11 protein-coding genes and 1 riboswitch are annotated in these 15726 nt (G+C 66.8%); of the genes, 6 read left to right on the forward strand and 5 right to left on the reverse strand.

Features of this window, described 5'->3' with window-relative positions:
- Positions 1–68: 68 nt before the first annotated feature.
- Genes addA through tsaE form a run of 5 tightly spaced genes read right to left on the reverse strand, consistent with a single transcriptional unit; the run spans position 69 to position 9042 of the window.
- Positions 69–3728 (reverse strand): double-strand break repair helicase AddA, encoded by a 3660-nt coding sequence (addA, locus tag OA2633_RS11510; RefSeq protein ID WP_009802728.1) that lies wholly within the window; start codon positions 3726–3728, stop codon positions 69–71.
- Positions 3725–6778 (reverse strand): double-strand break repair protein AddB, encoded by a 3054-nt coding sequence (gene addB, locus OA2633_RS11515; RefSeq protein WP_009802729.1) that lies wholly within the window; start codon positions 6776–6778, stop codon positions 3725–3727. The genes addA and addB overlap by 4 nt, the downstream gene beginning before the upstream one ends.
- Positions 6775–7497, reverse strand: coding sequence for a nucleotidyltransferase family protein (locus OA2633_RS11520; RefSeq protein ID WP_009802730.1), 723 nt, complete (start codon positions 7495–7497; stop codon positions 6775–6777). Before OA2633_RS11520 ends, addB begins: the two co-directional genes overlap by 4 nt.
- Positions 7498–7499: 2 nt before the next feature.
- Positions 7500–8600: an aminoglycoside phosphotransferase family protein gene (locus OA2633_RS11525; RefSeq protein WP_009802731.1), complete on the reverse strand. Its 1101-nt coding sequence runs from the start codon at positions 8598–8600 to the stop codon at positions 7500–7502.
- Positions 8581–9042, reverse strand: coding sequence for a tRNA (adenosine(37)-N6)-threonylcarbamoyltransferase complex ATPase subunit type 1 TsaE (tsaE, locus tag OA2633_RS11530; protein ID WP_009802732.1), 462 nt, complete (start codon positions 9040–9042; stop codon positions 8581–8583). The genes OA2633_RS11525 and tsaE overlap by 20 nt, the downstream gene beginning before the upstream one ends.
- A gap of 138 nt (positions 9043–9180) precedes the next feature.
- Between tsaE and OA2633_RS11535 the strand changes: the two genes are divergently transcribed.
- The 6 genes from OA2633_RS11535 (at position 9181) to OA2633_RS11560 (ending at position 15712) form a co-directional block, all read left to right on the forward strand.
- A complete protein-coding gene (locus OA2633_RS11535) occupies positions 9181–10398 on the forward strand; it encodes an NAD(P)/FAD-dependent oxidoreductase (RefSeq protein ID WP_009802733.1) in 1218 nt (405 codons plus the stop codon).
- A 57-nt stretch (positions 10399–10455) separates the two neighbouring features.
- A complete protein-coding gene (locus OA2633_RS11540) occupies positions 10456–10776 on the forward strand; it encodes a 2Fe-2S iron-sulfur cluster-binding protein (RefSeq protein WP_009802734.1) in 321 nt (106 codons plus the stop codon).
- A gap of 32 nt (positions 10777–10808) precedes the next feature.
- A riboswitch (cobalamin riboswitch) is annotated at positions 10809–11010 on the forward strand.
- 151 nt (positions 11011–11161) lie between these two features.
- Positions 11162–13114, forward strand: a complete 1953-nt coding sequence (locus OA2633_RS11545) for a TonB-dependent receptor domain-containing protein (protein ID WP_009802735.1) — start codon at positions 11162–11164, stop codon at positions 13112–13114.
- Positions 13114–13962 (forward strand): ABC transporter substrate-binding protein, encoded by an 849-nt coding sequence (locus OA2633_RS11550; RefSeq protein ID WP_009802736.1) that lies wholly within the window; start codon positions 13114–13116, stop codon positions 13960–13962. The genes OA2633_RS11545 and OA2633_RS11550 overlap by 1 nt, the downstream gene beginning before the upstream one ends.
- On the forward strand, positions 13959–14948 hold the full coding sequence (locus OA2633_RS11555) for an iron ABC transporter permease (protein ID WP_009802737.1): 990 nt from the start codon (positions 13959–13961) through the stop codon (positions 14946–14948). Before OA2633_RS11550 ends, OA2633_RS11555 begins: the two co-directional genes overlap by 4 nt.
- Complete coding sequence (locus OA2633_RS11560) at positions 14945–15712, forward strand: ABC transporter ATP-binding protein (protein WP_009802738.1); 768 nt, start codon at positions 14945–14947, stop codon at positions 15710–15712. The genes OA2633_RS11555 and OA2633_RS11560 overlap by 4 nt, the downstream gene beginning before the upstream one ends.
- Positions 15713–15726 lie beyond the last annotated feature (14 nt).

Raw genomic sequence — 15726 nt, forward strand, 5'->3', positions numbered from 1 at the left:
ACCGCCCGGAATCAGCACGGCTGCGGGTCTTGAGTTGACCGATCACCTAGGAAGCTCCAGCGCATCGGTCAAGCATCCGCTGGGCGCCGGGCGTGATTGAGGACCGCATCCATCCGCTCCGGAGGGAGTTCCATCAGACGCGGCGCAACTGTCCAAAGTAGGGCGCAGCGCACCGGTTTTTCGGGGTGAAGCCCCTGCAGGAGCGCGCGATACGCGGCCATTTGCGCGAGGTAGGCGCGCGGCACGTCCTCGACCTTTTGGGGCGGCGGACGGTTAGTCTTGTAATCCACGATCAGGACTTCGTGATCGGTCACGACCAGCCGGTCGATCTGACCGTTGATGACCATGCCGCCGGGCAGACCTGCTGCCTGGCCCGCCACCGCAGCCTCGGCGCGGGAGCCGGGCTGGAACAGGGCCGCGAAAGTCGGATCGGAAATCACGCGCAGGGTTTCGGACGCGATCTCCCGCCTCTGGGCGTCGTCAAGATCGGTCTGGTTCTCAAGGTAGCGCAGGGCGGAGGCCTCGCGGCGGCTCTCCTCGATATCGGGCAGGGTCTGCAGCAGCTTGTGGATCAGCTCGCCGCGGCGGAAGCGCGATTGCCCGCCCTTGGCCAGCGGCGACAGGGAGGCCGGTTCAAACCCGCTCTCCTCTTCGCCCAGGAGTTTTGACGGCGCGACCGAGCGCACCGGCGCCGGGTCGGCGGGCGGCGGCTGAATCGCCCAGCCGGGCAGGGTCACAGGGGCTGCTTCGGGCGCGGCGCTCGCCTTGAGCGGCTTGGGGTCCGCGCCATAGCGCAGACCCGGCGCGGCCTCCCAGCCATTTTCAGCGGCAACGCCTTCGAGCGCGGTCTTCACAGGCCGCCAGTCCGCGCCGGTCCAGCTGTGCTGACAACGGTCATGCCAGCTGCCCGCATCCACCTTGCCCGCCACCCCATGGGTGTGCCCGCACACGATCAGGCGATCACGGGCTCGGGTCATCGCCACATAGAGAAGGCGCTGATACTCCCCGTCCGCATCGAGCTCCTTGCGCTCTGCGATCGAGGCCAGAAGCGGCGGCGGCATCTTCATGTCCGGCGACCATAAAAGCCCCGCCTCTTCATGGGCGAACAGACCGCCCGAACGGTCCCTGGGCAATTGGGTGGTGTCGGGCAGGAAGACGATGGGCGCTTCAAGGCCCTTCGCGCCGTGCACGGTCATTACCCGCACCTCGCCGCGCCCCGCTTCCATCTCACGCTTGATCTGCACCGCATCCGCCTGCATCGCCGCCACAAAGCGCGACAAAGACGGCGCGCCTTCCACCTCGTGGGCGAGGGCGCGATTGAGAAATTCTTCCGCCGGGTCGCGGGCCTCTTCGCCAAGGCGCGCATAAAGCCGCGCCAGTCGGCTCTCTCCGGTCGGGCTCGTCTCGGTCAGGAAGCGCGCGAAGAAGGCGTAGGGCGCATCGGTCTCCACACGCGCGCGGGCGGTTTCAAGCGCGGCCCTGGCGTCGCGGAAGCGCGGATCGTCCGAGCGGCGCAGCTTGTCCCACAGGCGCGCGCCCGGCTGCCGGCTGAGGTCAAACAGAGCGTCATCATCAATGGGGGGCGTGACAGCCCTGACCGGATGGAAGAATGGACTTTTGAGCACTTCGGCCAGAGACAGATCGTCTTCGGGCAGTAGCGCGAAGCGCGCCAGGGACAGGAGATCTTCGACCACCAGCTGGTCGGGCAAGGTCATCCGGTCCGCGCCCGCCACCGGCACATTCTTGAGCTTGAGACGGCGGATGATCTCTTCAAACAGGCCGCCGCGACGACGCACCAGCACCAGAATGTCGCCCGCATGGGCGGGACGCAGCCGCCAGGGCTTGCCTTCCTCCCAGACGCCATCGCCGCGCGTGATGATGTCGGCGATCTCGCTGGCGACCGCTTCGGCGAGCTGGTTGCGGGCGGAATCCTTGCGCTCGGCGTCCACCGGACGCAGGTCCAGCTCGTCCTCCTGCCCGCCCTCGGGCTTGGGCACGGCGGGCCAGATCTCCACGCAGCCTGGCGCATTCACCCTTGCGGCCACATGGCCGTCATAGCGGTGGAAGGCCAGCGGATCGCGCGTCTGTTGCGTCTCGGGGTCGCTCATAAGAAGCTTGGTCTCAAGCCCCTCGACCAGATCCTTGCGCTCCGTGTTCAGAACGGCGGCTTCGGCGGCGAAGCAGGCGTCCACAGCCGCCAGCACTTCCGGGCTCGAGCGGAAGGAGACATTGAGGGGCGGGCTCTCAAAGCGCAGGCGTGCGAGTTTCGCCTCGGTCTGAAGTCGTTGACGCTGGGCCAGGAATTCGCGCGGATCGGCGTTCTGGAAGGAATAGATCGACTGCTTCTCGTCCCCGACGCAGAACACGGTGCGCCTCAGCGCGTCAGGATGGCTGGTTTCATAGGCGCCATCGCCTGCGAAGAATTCCTCGGTCAGCGCATTGATGACCGCCCATTGTTCGGGCGCGGTGTCCTGGGCTTCATCGACCAGTACATGATCAAGGCCCTGGTCGAGCTTGTAGAGCGCCCAGCCGCGCGCTTCTGAATCGGTCAGCAGGGCGCGGGCGCGTTCCACAAGGTCGGAGAAATCCACCCGGCGCAGCCGGTTCAGCCGCGCCTGATAGTCGTTGAGCAGGGCGTCCGCAATGCGCAGCGCCGCGCGGGTCATCCGGTTGGCGGTGGCGGCGGCTAGCTTGGGCAGCACCTCATCGCCGACGCGATGGATCTCCGCGCCTTCATCACCAAACAGGGTGACGAGAATGCGATAGCTGTCGCCGGTCTTCTTGGAGTAGATGGATTTGGGCTTCTTCAGCGCGCCAGTCTTGGTCGTGAGAAAGTCGATATAATAGTCAAAGGCTTCCGCGGAATCCTCTTCGGCGACGTCAAGGATCTCAAGAAGCGCTTCCGCGCTCGCCTGATCGGTTTTCGTGCCGCCGGTCTGAAGCGCGCTCAGGGCGGCTTCGAGCGCCCCCACATCCGTATCGCCCCACGCCTCGGCCAGCACCTGATCCACGTCGAGATCCGGGTCGACGCCCAGAAGTTCGCTCGCCTGATCCAGCAGCGCATCCAGCGACCCCGCCTGGGTGCGCGCCGCCATCAGCTCATGACGCTTGCTCATCACGAAGGCGGAGAGGCGCGCCAGCGCATCCGCGCCCGACCCGTCTATCAAAGCGGCGATGGCCTGGGCGATCTCGCCTTCCGGGTCGCGATGGGCCTGTCCGGAGAGAGCCTCAAGCGCCTCGGTCTGTAGCGCCAGTCCGGAGGCGTCATCCTGCACCTCAAAGCCTGGCGGCAGGCCCGCTTCAAGCGGGAAGCGACGCAAAAGGCTTTCGCAAAAGGCGTGCAGGGTCTGGATCTTCAGGCCGCCCGGGGTTTCCAGCGCGCGGGCGAATAGCCGCCGTGCTTCATCCAGAGGCGGGCGCTGGCCCTCGGTCACCAGCGCGTCGAGTTCCTTGGTCAGCGCGTCATCGGGCAGGGTCGACCAGTCGCCCAGCTTTCTGAACAGGCGCGCCTGCATTTCACCCGCCGCCGCCTTGGTGAAGGTCACGCACAGAATGCGGTCGGGCCTCGCGCCCGCCAACAGCAGGCGCGCCACCCGATCAACCAGAACGCGGGTCTTGCCAGATCCGGCATTGGCTTCAACAAACACGCTCGCGGACGGATCGGCGGCGGTCGCCTGCGCTTCGCTGGCGCCGACGACGATGGCGGGATCAAATCCGGGCTGGCTCATGATGCGCCTCCCTCGCCCGCGTCATCGCCGGGCGCGCTCGCCCATTCCTTGCGGCGGGCCAGATGGTCGTAATCGCCCCATTTGTTGGTGAACTTCACGCGCGGCTGGCTGGGATAGGTGCGTTGCGGATCGTCAAAGGCCGCGACCCATTTCATCAGGCGTTCCAGCGCCTGTTCGGCCAGCATGCCGGCGTCATCCCCATCGGGATTGCGCACCATGGATCTGGGCTCTCCCGGCACGCGTCCGCCCGACAGGCGGACATACATCAGATCGCCCGGCTCATGGCTCGGCGCATGTTCGAAGGCGCCGCGCGCGGCCATCGCCGCCTCCAGCGGCAATTGCGGGGCGAATCCGGCGGCCACCTCCTTGGCGGATGGCGGCATGCCGGTCTTGTAATCGAGAATGTCGAGGGCGCCCGAGGGGCGCAGATCGATCCGGTCCGCCCGTCCCGTCAGGGTGAACAATCCGCCCGGCGCGTCGAAGCTGATATCGCCCAGGGCTTCAAGGGCGGCCGGCGTGAAGCCGTCCTCGCGACGGGCTTCCTCGAAAGCGACCATGAATTGCGCGACCCGCTCAAAGCGCTTCATCTCGACGCCGAGCGCGTTCTCGCTGAACCCGGCCTCGGACAAGGCTGTCTGACCATGCGCCAGGAGGCGCTGCAACGCATCCCGCGGCAGGATCTCGGTGTCTCCGAGGCTGCGCACCCAGCGTTCCAGCGCCGCGTGATAGGCCGTGCCGCGTTCGGGCGCTCCCGCCGGCCGGTCCAGCGGGTCGAGCTTGTCGAGCTTGAGGATCTTGCGCGCGAAGATCGAATAGGGATCGCGGATCCAGGTCTCGATCTGGGTGACGCTCAGCTTGCGCGGCCGCGCCTCCACCGGCGGGGCGGGTTCAGGCGGACGGATCATTGTCTGCTCCGCCGTCTCATCGAGCGCATTTGCGAAGCCGAGATAATCCTGCGCCGGGGCCAGCGCTGCTTGCGCGCGCTCTCCCAACGCCCCACGCGCCAGAGTCTGCAGGCGCCACAGCCAGCGCGAGGCCACGGTGGGGGCGCCATCCACTTTCGCGGAGCGGGTCAGCGTCACATCGCGGGCGCAGGCAAGCTGGGCGAAGTCATGGGCGGCGAGGCCGAAGCGTTCCTCGGGCGCCGACAGACCCGCCGCGATCCGCATGCCCCGGCTGAGGAAGGGGTCGGATTTGGGGGGCGCCGGCCAGACGCCTTCGTTGAGACCCGCCAGAATCACCCGGTCGGCTTCGGCGAGACGGGCTTCCAGCGGGCCCAGTATCTGAAGCCTGGGGTGCGCGCCATAACGAGGGCGGATCAGCCGGGACCGGGCGGTTTCCAGAACGGCGCGGGTGAAGTCGTGCAGGCTGACCGGCGGCAGGGCGTCGGCCTCTTCCATGAACTCGCGCATCAGCTGGGCGGCGTTCTCGCCGGCGTCCGTCGCCCAGAGCCGGTCCGCGCCCGCCATCTCGTCATTGCGGGCCAGCGCCTCGGCGCTTTCCACCAGGGCGCGGGTCCAGACCGCCAAGGGCTGATCGCCTTCAAGCGCGCTCAGCGGCGAGAGGGCTGTCGCCATGGCCTCGATGATCCCGCCCCAGCGTCGGCGCCGGTCTTCATCATCGCCCGCGGCGTCACGGACGTGCTCGTACAGGGCATCCCAGTCATGGCCGGGGCGACGGCCGCGCAGGGCGCGGCGCTCCATCGTGCCGAGCACGCCGCGCAGGGGCGCGCGTTCCTCACCGAGCGAAAAGAGCGGCGAGGTCGCAAGCGCCGAGAAGGCCAGCGCCGAACCCGGATCCAGCGCCGCTTGCAAGACGCGGATCAGGAAAGCGCCCGACGGCGTGTCAGACAGGGGCTGACCGGCGGAATCGTCCACCGTGACGCCGAACCGCGCCATTTCGGTGATGACCCGGCGCGACAGGTTCCGGTCGGGCGTGACGAGAATGCCGCGCGCGCCCGGCGTCTCCAATGTCTCGCGCAGCATCAGGGCGATGGCGCGGGCTTCCTCGGCGGGGGCGGGCGCATCGATGACGCTGAGGCCTTCAAGGGCCGTTTCGAACACGTCCTCGCCCCAGGCTTCTTTCAGGTCCTCCACCCGGCGCAGCCAGTCCGCGGTGGCTTCGGCGGGGCGCAGGGCTTCGGCGATGACGCGGGCGCGCGGCGCATCCTGGCGGCCCTCTTCGGCGCCTGGCCAGAACCGGACGTCATGGCGCTCGATCCCAAGGCTCTCGATCAGGGTCTTCATGGCGCGTTGGGGGTGGCCGTCATCAATGGCGGCCCAGCCCTCTTCGTCCATGTCGCGCGCAAAACCGGGCAGCACGATGCAGCCTTGCGGCAGGTTTGCGACCGCGCTCAGCAGCGCGGCGGCGGCGGGGATGGAGCCGGTGGAGCCTGCCGCGATCACGGGATCAGCCGGCGGATTGTCCCGCCAGCGTTTGGCCAGCGCCTTGAGAAGCAGCGAGCGCCGCCGGGCGGGATCCACCCGCTGCATCTCCTTGAGGCGTTCAGGCCAGGCGACGAGCACGATGTCGAGAAACATCGCCGCTTCCTGCATGTGGGCGGGCAGGTTGGCGCGGATCTCTTCGGTCAGCGCGCCCAGATCGTCCACATCCTCGGTGGCGAGGTCATCGAGCAGTCGCGCCAGATCATCAGCCAATGCCAGCGCGCCGCCCGCGCCCATGGAGCGGCCCACCGCCTTTTCCTTCTGAAGGATCAGGCTCGCCAGCTCGAACCGGCGACGCGCGGGGGAGACGGCTTCAGGGGCAATCTCCGCCAGTTCGCCGGGTTCAAATGGCGGCTCGTCCGCATCCACATCGCCAATGGGGCGGATCATCGGCAACAGCGCCGCGCCCGGCGACAGGCGGGTGAAGGCTTCGGCCAGCTCGCGTCCGGCGCGGCGGGTGGGGATCAGCACGGTGACCCGGCTCAACGCCTCGGGATCGGGAAACGCCTCGGTGAGGCCGCGCGCCAGTTCGGTCAGGAACGGCGCAGCGGGGGGCAGGGTGAAGACCCGGGGCGAGGGAGACGAAAACAGACGATCAGCGCTCATGAAAAGGAGCGTAGCCGATTCTCCGCCGCTTCACGCGCTTCAGGATCGCCCACATGCATCCAGAAGGCGTCCATGACGCAGCCATGAAGGCGTCCCGCTTCCAGCGCCGTGTTCCAGATGAGATTGGTGGAGAAGGGCTCGACCGGCAGCCCTTCCAGGACGCGCGGATTCAGGATCTGGACGCCGGTATAGGCATAGGGCGCAGTGGCGCGTTCGCCACGCCGCTCCAGCCGCCCGTCCTCATGCAAAAAGAAATCACCCGGCCCGTCAAAGCCCAGAGTGTTCGCTGTGGGCGTGATCAGCAGCAGGGCGTCCATGCGATCGGGGTCAAAGGCGCGGGCGAGCTTGCGCAATTCGCTCTCGGTCCCGTCTTCACGCCAGACGGAATCGATATTGGCGACAAAGATCGGGTCATCGCCCAGAAGCGGCGCCGCCTTGGCGAGGCCGCCGCCGGTTTCGAGCAGTTCGTCGCGCTCATCGGAAATGGTGAGGGTTGGCGCCGCACGCTGGCTCAGATGGCTTTCCAGCCGGTCAGCGAAATGGTGGACATTGACCACCGCCTCCTCGACGCCCGCTTCAGCGAGGCGGTCGAGCATCCAGTCGATCAGGCTCTTGCCGCCCAGCTCCACCAGCGCCTTGCAACGATCATTGGTGAGCGGGCGCATGCGGGTGCCAAGACCCGCCGCCATCACCATGGCGCGTTTGGGCGCTTGCATCATGCTCAGGCCTCTTCAAACAGGGACGGGGTCAGCGCCATCACGGCGGCCTTGACCGGGGCGAGCGCGGGATGGGCCAGATCGCGGATGAAATGGCGCTCCACACGCGGCAGAAGATCGAGATATTTCGGCTTGCCGTCGCGCTGGGCGAGGCGGACGAAAATCCCCAGGATCTTGGCGTTGCGCTGGGCGGCCAGCACGGCGGCGGCGGCGTCAAAGGCCTCGCGGTCCGACAATCCGGCCGCATTGAAGAAGCGGTCGGTCAGCGGCTTGGCCAGATCGCTCGCCACATCGCGGCGCGCATCCTCGATCAATGAGATCAGATCATACGCCGGGTGGCCGAAGAGCGCGTCCTGAAAGTCCAGAAGTCCAACCTTGGCCTCGTGTTCGCGCTGGGGCAGCCAGATCAGGTTCTCGGCATGGAAGTCGCGCAGCACGAGGCCCGGTGCGTGGGCCTCGAGATGCGGCAGCACCTGGCTCCAGGCATTGCGCCAGTCGGACTTGTCCGCCTCTGACAGGGTCTTGCCGCGCCAGGGCGCGTACCAGTCGGTGAACAGCGCGGTCTCGGCATGCAGCGCCAGCGCATCATAGTCCTGAACCGTCCAGCTCTTGCCGAAGGCGGTGGGCTGTCGCTCGAACGAGGACCGGTAAATCGCGCCCAGCGTCTCGACAGCGGTGGCGTAGAGCGCGCCTTCATGGGCGACCGCAGGGATCAGCCGCGCGAACAGGGCGTCGGTGAGGTCCTCAATGATCAGAAAACCCTGATCGAGATCGGCTTCAAAAATGCGCGGGGCGGAAAAGCCGCGCGCCGTCAGGGCGCCGGCAAGCGCGGTGAACGCCGTTGTGTTGTTGCCGGCCAGGCGCGCCACGGCGTTATAGCCGAGCGCCGTGCGTTCCTCTTCGCTGGCGTCGACCGGGCAGGCGGGCGCTTCGCTGGCGCCCGGCGCGTCCATCAGGATGGCGCTGTCATGACCGCGGCTCAGACGGAAATAGGCGCGCGTCGAGGCGTCGCCGGGGAAGGGCTCGACCTTCGCCTCGCCCCAGCCGGCGGTCTTGATGAATTGGGTGCGCGCAAGGGCGCGCGGATCAGTCTGCAAGTCCGCCAAGACGCGTCTCCCAGCTTCCAAAGGCGTGTAGGCGGGCGGTGCGTCCGCCAGCCTCGGTGTCTTCGAGCGTGATCTCGAGCCGGTCGGCGGGGCGCCAGCCGCCCATGCGGTCGGGCCATTCGATCAGGGCAGCGCCATGATCAAGCGCCTCGTCCACCCCCAGCTCGTCCAGCTCTTCAGGATCTTCCAGACGATAAAGATCCGCATGCAGCAGGACGAGGCCGTCCTTAGTCTCGTAATGCTGCACAAGGGTGTAGGTGGGGCTTGGCGCGTCAGCGATCCCGGTCAGCGCTTCTATCACGCCGCGCGCCAGAGTGGTCTTGCCTGCGCCCAGCCCGCCTTCCAGCAGGACCGCATCTCCAACCTTCAGTTCACGCGCCAGTCGTGCGCCGAGAGCGGCGTTGGCGGCAGGGTCGGGCAGGGAGAGAACAAGCTCGGTCATACAAGGCTGATAGGACGGCTCGCGCGGGGCGGCAAGACTTCGCAGCGCTCGCGCTTGCGCAGCCGGGCGCTTGACTTGCATCCACGGGCGCGGCGCCATGCGAACATAAGAACGAGACAACAGGGAGCGCGGATCGCAGTGTCCGGAACGGTCATCATCGGGGGCGGCCAGGCCGCCTTGTCCGCAGCCGCCGAGCTGCGCAAGCGCAAATACGATGCGCCGATCATCATTCTGGCCGGCGAGACGGCGGCGCCCTACCAGCGACCGCCCCTGTCGAAAGCCTATCTGGCGGGAGAGTTGCCGGTGGACCGGCTCTGGCTCAAGCCTGCGGAATGGTATGAGAAGGCGGATGTAGACCTGCGCACCGGCGTGCGGGTGACCGCAATTGACCGCAGCGCCGCCAATGTCATCACCGACACGGGCGAACGCATCGCTTATGACCGTCTGATCCTCGCCACGGGCGGGGAGGCGCGCCGCCTGCCACTGCCCGGCGCGGACCTGCCTGGCGTTCACGTGCTGCGCACCCTGTCAGAGACCGAAGACCTGTCCGCGTCCTTTCATGGCGCGAAATCCATCGCCATCATTGGCGCAGGCTATATCGGCCTTGAAGTCGCGGCGTCCGCGCGCAAGCGCGGCATGATGGTGACGGTGCTCGAAGCCGCCGAGCGCCCCATGTGCCGCACGGCGAGCCCGCTCCTGGGCGGCTGGTTCGGCGCGATTCATCGCGGCTATGGCGTCGATCTGCGGGTCAATGCGCCGGTGAAGGCCATTGTCGGCGAGAGCGGACAGGTGACCGGCGTTGAGCTTGCCGATGGCGAGATCGTCGAGGCGGACACCGTGCTGGTCGCCGCCGGTCTGACCGTGAATGATCATCTGGCGAGCGCCGCGGGGCTTGCGTGCAAGGATGGCGTGCTGGTGGATGAAACCGCGCGCACCGAGGACGAACGCATCTACGCCATTGGCGATGTCGCGCGCTTTCATTCCAAGCGCTATGACCGCTCGATCCGGCTTGAGTCCGTGCAGAACGCCATCGACCAGGGCAAGGCGGCGGCGCAGGCCATTTGCGGCCTTGAGGTCGATTACGATCCGGTGCCCTGGTTCTGGTCGGACCAGTACGAGATGAAATTGCAGATCACCGGCCTGATCGAGGGCGCGGACGAGATGGTCCGCCGCGGCGATCCAGAAGAGGGCAAGTTCGCGCTGTTCCACCTCAAGCAGGGGCGGATCGTGGCGTGCGAGGCGGTCAATTCCGGTCCCGAATACATGGCCGCCCAAAGGATGATCGCCCAGGGCGCGACGCCGGATCCCGACCGTTTGCGGGATCCCGGAGTGGCGATGCGCGACTTCCTGTCCTAAATAGCGCCCGAACGCGGGTTCAGCGCCTGCACCAGAATTTGTGAGAAGACGACTGACATGGCCAAGATCACCTATATCGAGCATGACGGCTCCGCCCATGAAGTGGACGTGCAGGACGGCCTGACCGTGATGGAAGGCGCCATCCGCAACATGGTGCCGGGCATCGACGCCGATTGCGGCGGCGCATGCGCGTGTGCGACCTGCCATGTCTATGTGGACCCGGCCTGGGCGGACAAGACGGGCGAGCGCTCCTCCATGGAAGAATCCATGCTCGACTTCGCCAGCGACGTTCAGGACACCTCGCGGCTGTCCTGCCAGATCAAGGTCACGGCGGATCTCGACGGCCTGATCGTGCGTCTGCCGGAAGAGCAGGGCTAGGCGCGCTTGACCGGGGGCGCGTCCCCCGATTACACACCGACATACGCGACGGTTCTCCCGCGAGGGAGCGAAGAGGGAACACCGGTGCGACGCGCGAGCGTCTGGTCCGGGGCTGTACCCGCAACTGTGAGCGGCGAGCGAGGCGTCAACAGCCACTGGATCGTCAGATCTGGGAAGGCGGCGCATCGCATTGACCCGCAAGCCAGGAGACCTGCCGACGCGGTCGCTCGTTCACGGTGCGGGAACACACCATCTGAACGCGGAAGCCTTCCGTTTGCAGCGACGTCCGGCGCGTCGAGACTCGTCCTGATCCTGTCAGGGCGGAGCGCCGTTGCACTCGCTGCCGTCCGGGTCGCTCGCGCCTGGTCGCGAACGGAGGCTTCGGATGAAAGCCCAGATTTCCCTTGCGGCGCTTGCCGCCGCACTCTCGACCGCTCCGGTTCTCGCCGCGGAAACGACTGAAACCACCGACGACACCATAGTGGTCACCGGCGTGCGGGCGCCGAGCCTGCTTGAGCGTCTGTCGGTCACGCTGGATGTGATCGACCGCGCCGAGATTGATCTGAAGAACCAGAACACCCTGGTCGAGGCATTGTCTGCGACGCCGGGGCTTGCTGTCGTGCAGTCCGGTCCCGCGGGTTCCACCGCCAGCGTCTTTGTGCGGGGCGCGAACTCCAAGCACGTGCTGGCGCTCTATGACGGCATCCGCCTCAATGATCTGGCGGCGTCCAATGGCGCCTTCAATTTCGGGTCTGACCTGGTGGGCGACGCCGGGCGGATCGAGATCGTGCGCGGCCCGCTCTCCTCGCTTTATGGCTCAGACGCCGTGGGCGGGGTGATCAACATCCTGCCGCGCCGCGCGCCCGAAAGCGGCTCAGAAGTCTATGGCGAAGCCTCTGTGGGGGCGTTCAATACCTATCACGCGCTGATCGGCGGCGGTGTCCGCTCAGGCCGGTTCAATCTCGCGGCCACGGCGGAATACCAGGAAAGCGACGGTTATGACGTCAATCCGTCACGCATTTCCACCGCGACCGGTGATCCGGACCCCTCGCAATTCACGGTGCTGTCCGCCAATGGCGGGTTTGCGCTGACCGAGAGACTGAGCATCGAGGCTTTGCTGCGTCGGCGGGACTCCGAAGTGGATTTCGACACCTTCTCGGGCGGCCCGTCCGGCTTTCAGCGCGCGGATGATCCGGATCTGCGCAGCGAAGATGACAGCACTCTGTGGAGTCTCGGGCTTGTCTATGCGCATCCGGGCAACGCTTTCGAGAGCCGGTTGCGCGCCGGTCGCGTGGACATGACGCTCGACAGCTTCAACGACGGCCTGGTTACGGATCAGTATGACGGCGAGCGTGATTTCGTGCAGTGGTCGAATGCCTGGACCCCGGACGGCCTGTCCGCCCTGGTCGACCCTGTCGTGAGCTTCGGCGTCGAATTTCAGGACGAGACCGCCGAAACCGACACCGCCTTCAATGCGCCTCTGTCGGTCAGCGAGGATCTGTGGTCGGCCTATGCCGCAGTGCAGGCGGGGCTGACCGCACGGTTTGACGTCACCGGCTCCATTCGTCTGGATGACTACGAAGCCTTCGGCAGCCAGACCACCTGGAATCTGGGTGCGGTCTATCGCCTGGATGCGCTGAACACGCGTCTGCGCGCCAGCTATGGCACGTCCTTCAAGGCGCCGAGCCTGTCCGAACGCTATTCGAGCTCGGCCTTTGTCGCCGCCAATCCGGACCTTGATCCGGAAGAGGGTAAGAGCTTCGAGATCGGCTTTGAAAGTGCGGTTTCGCTGCTGGGCCGTGAGGACGCGTTGCGCTTTGGCGCGGTCTGGTATGACAGCGAGATCGAGGATCTGATCGAGTATGTCTATGACGGCGCGCTGTTCATCGGTCAGAACCGCAATGTGGGCGAAGCCGACCTGCAGGGCGTGGAGGTCTTCGCAGAATGGAGTCCGGTCGATCAGGCCAGCCTGCGGGTGGATTACACCTATACGGACGCGACCAATGCCGCGACGGGCGCGCCATTGCTGCGTCGTCCCGAAGACAGCTGGGCTGTGACCGGGACCTGGCGTCCGATCGAAATCGCCTCGCTCAGCGCCACCTGGCGCTATGTGGGCGAGCGTCTGGACGCCACCTATGACGATGACGGTTTCTACGCCAGCGGCGCAGGCCGCACCCCGTCCTATGACACGGTCGACCTGACCGGCGTGCTGGATGTGTATGAGCGCGTCTCGATGGTGCTGGGCGTGCGCAATCTGCTGGATGAAACCTATGAGCCGGTCGCCGGTTTCGCCGGGGCGCCGCGCGCGGTGACCTTCGGCGTGCGGGTGCGTCCGTAATGGTCGGGGCGGCGCTGACCTTCGCCGCTCTGGTTCTGGGCGTCGCCGTCGCTGATCCGGCGGCGGCGCTCGAGCCGCGCGTGGTGTCTCTGGACTATTGCGCCGATCAGTATGTGCTGGGTCTGGCGGATCCCGATCATGTGCTGGCGGTCTCTGACCATGCGGATGATCGCCACTCCTATCTCAGGGCGCAGGCGCAGGGCGTGCCGCAAATTCGCGATGACGGCGAGGATGTTCTGGCGCTCAGTCCGGATCTCATTGTGCGCGGCTATGATGCGGGCGGTCGGGCCGGCGCCTATTTCGACCGGCTGGGCCTTGAGACCTTCGAGCTGGGCTTTGCGTCCGACTTTGACGATGTGGAAGCCATGATCCGCCGCACGGCGGCCGCGCTGGGGCGACCTGAAACCGGCGAAGTGCGCATTTCACGCATGCGCACCCAGCTGGCGCGGGCGTCGGACGGGCCGCGTCTGACAGCGCTCTACATGACGCCATCCGGGCTGACGACGGGGGCTGGAACCCTGATGGACGCCTTCATGGCCGCGGCGGGCTTTGATAATATCATGGCTCAACAAGGCAAGAGCGGATGGGTGAGCCTGCCGCTCGAACAGCTGCACGCCCAGCAGCCCGATATCATCCTCGCCGCCTTCTTTGACGGCGAGACCGCGCCCATCGACAGCTGGTCGGCCAGCCGGCACAGCGTGTTCCGACGGATGATGGAAACGACGCCGGTGATCTATCTCGACGCCGCCGCGCTGTCATGCGGCGCCTGGTTCATCGCTGACGAGGCCCTGCGCGCCCGTGAGGCGGCGAATGTGCTTTTTCACAGCGTGGATGGAGCCATGCCATGAGCCGGGTGATGATCAACCTGATCCTGGGCGCAGGGGTCGGACTCGTCCTGATCCTTTCCGCCTTGCTGGGGAGTTCTGACCTGGCGCTGCCCCATGCCGTTGCGGCTTTGCTGGGCGGCGGTGATGCGACTGCGCACATCATCGTGTGGGAGATCCGCTTGCCACGCGCCCTGGCGGCGGTCGGCGTGGGGGCTGCGCTCGGCGCGTCGGGCGCGCTGATGCAGGGTCTGTTGCGCAATCCGCTGGCTGAACCCGGCGTGCTGGGCGTGTCGGCTTCGGCCTCTCTGGGGGCGATCATCGCGCTCTATTTCGGTTTGGGTCTTCTGGGCGCCTTCACCGTGCCAGTGCTGGCGGTCGCAGGGGCGCTGGCGGCGACGCTCATGCTGAGCGTTCTGGCCGCTGCGCGGATCAGCGCGGTTCAGCTGATCCTGGTGGGCGTGGGCCTGTCGAGCTTCGCCGGGGCGCTGGGCGCTCTGGCGATGAATCTGGCGCCCAATCGGTTCGCCCTGTCCGACATGGTCACCTGGATGCTGGGCTCGGTCACCAATCGCTCGCTGGATGATCTGATGTTTGTGGTGCCCTTCTGGATTGTCGGCGTCGGGTTGGCGGCCCTGACGGCTCCGGGACTGCGGGCGCTGGCTCTGGGCGAAGAGACCGCGCAGACGCTGGGCGTTCATCTGGGTCGCACCCGTGCGGGCGTGATCGGCGCGGCGGCGCTCCTGACCGGCGGCGCGGTCGCGATTTCCGGTGTGATCGGGTTTGTGGGCATTGTGGCGCCGCATCTGGTGCGCCCCTTTGTCCGGCATGACCCGACGGACCTGATCTGGCCGAGCGCGCTTCTGGGCGGCGGCCTCATCGCTCTGGCGGATCTGGTGCTGCGGCTGGCGCCGCTGGACCAGGAATTACGCCTGGGCGTGATGGTGTCGATGATTGGCGCGCCGATCTTCATTCTGATTGCGGCGCGGACACGGGGGATGGGCCGATGATGCAGACCAGCCGCATGCGCCTGATTGTCGACAGGCTTGGGGTGCTGCGCGGCGCGCGCGAGATTCTCTCTGACATTTCAATGGACGTGCAGGCTGGCGAACTGGTCGCTCTTGTGGGGCCGAACGGAGCTGGCAAGTCCACGCTCATCAAGGCGATGCTGGGGCTCGTGGAGTGCGGGACAGGAGCAGTGATGCTGGACGGCGCGCCCGTAACCCGCCTTTCGGCCCGGGAACGCGCGCGCCAGATGGCCTACCTGCCTCAGGACCGGGCCGTCGCCTGGTCGATCACAGGTGGGGATCTGGCGGCTCTGGGACGCTATGCGTGGGGAGGAGCCGCGTATGACCGCCTTGCGGCGGCGGACCGGGAGATGGTGGATTCGGCGCTCGAGCAAGCCGGCGCCCTGTCCCTGAAGCACCGCCTGATCCATGAGCTGTCGGGGGGCGAACAGGCGCGCCTTCATCTGGCGCGCCTGCTGGCGTCGAGGGCCCCGGTCCTGTTTGCCGATGAACCCATTGCCGCGCTCGATCCTCGTCATCAGCTTGAAGCCATGAAGGTGCTTCGGTCCCAGGCGGACAAGGGGGGCAGCGTGATCTGCGCCCTGCATGACCTGAACCTGGCGCGCCGTCACGCCGATCGGATCGCGGTGCTTCACCAGGGGCGTCTGCATGCATTTGCTGCCCCGGAAACCGCCCTGACCGAGAGAGTCCTGGCGGAGGTTTTCGGGGTAAAACCCGCCAGGGGTGGCGGTCTCGCCCTCCTGTGAGCTCCGGGCGTGCT

This window comes from Oceanicaulis sp. HTCC2633 (assembly GCF_000152745.1).
GTDB lineage: Bacteria > Pseudomonadota > Alphaproteobacteria > Caulobacterales > Maricaulaceae > Oceanicaulis.

Coding starts and splice junctions, on each gene's coding strand:
- OA2633_RS11545 (WP_009802735.1), top strand. CDS start 11,162: ATGAAAGCCCAGATTTCCCTTGCGGCGCTTGCCGCCGCACTCTCGACC.
- addB (WP_009802729.1), bottom strand. CDS start 6,778: ATGAGCGCTGATCGTCTGTTTTCGTCTCCCTCGCCCCGGGTCTTCACC.
- OA2633_RS11540 (WP_009802734.1), top strand. CDS start 10,456: ATGGCCAAGATCACCTATATCGAGCATGACGGCTCCGCCCATGAAGTG.
- addA (WP_009802728.1), bottom strand. CDS start 3,728: ATGAGCCAGCCCGGATTTGATCCCGCCATCGTCGTCGGCGCCAGCGAA.
- OA2633_RS11555 (WP_009802737.1), top strand. CDS start 13,959: ATGAGCCGGGTGATGATCAACCTGATCCTGGGCGCAGGGGTCGGACTC.
- OA2633_RS11520 (WP_009802730.1), bottom strand. CDS start 7,497: ATGATGCAAGCGCCCAAACGCGCCATGGTGATGGCGGCGGGTCTTGGC.
- OA2633_RS11560 (WP_009802738.1), top strand. CDS start 14,945: ATGATGCAGACCAGCCGCATGCGCCTGATTGTCGACAGGCTTGGGGTG.
- OA2633_RS11550 (WP_009802736.1), top strand. CDS start 13,114: ATGGTCGGGGCGGCGCTGACCTTCGCCGCTCTGGTTCTGGGCGTCGCC.
- tsaE (WP_009802732.1), bottom strand. CDS start 9,042: ATGACCGAGCTTGTTCTCTCCCTGCCCGACCCTGCCGCCAACGCCGCT.